The organism is Flavobacterium sp. UGB4466 (assembly GCF_903469665.1).
GTDB classification, from domain to species: Bacteria; Bacteroidota; Bacteroidia; order Flavobacteriales; family Flavobacteriaceae; genus Flavobacterium; species Flavobacterium lipolyticum.
In genome coordinates, this window is the sequence record NZ_CAGKLC010000291.1 from 1 (window position 1) to 345 (window position 345).

Here is a 345-nt window from a genome sequence, read left to right on the forward strand (position 1 = left end):
CTGGAAGTAAATAATGTGGATGCTAAGGCGAATCGTATTGCGATCGAAGTTACGGCTCAGGACGGTACGGTAAAAACTTACACCATAAAAGTGCTCAGGCTTTCTGCGCCGCCAACGATTCAGGCCACTAATCTTACTTTTACCAAGACGACAGGGACGAGTACTACATTGAACTGGACCAATGGGAACGGGGCGGCAAGAACGGTATTTATGCGTGAAGGTGCAACTTCGAGTAATCCTGTACCGGATAATACTTATTTTAAAGACGATCAAACCTTTGGTAAGGGTGATCAGATTGGTACAACAGGCTGGTATGCCATTGTTAAGACTAGTGAAGGTAATGCG

The 345-nt window shown here is 45.2% G+C and carries 1 protein-coding gene; it reads left to right on the forward strand.

The genetic code is table 11. The features are described from left to right. On the forward strand, positions 1-345 hold a 345-nt coding region (locus tag JO950_RS22110), incomplete at both ends, for a hypothetical protein (RefSeq protein WP_202704565.1).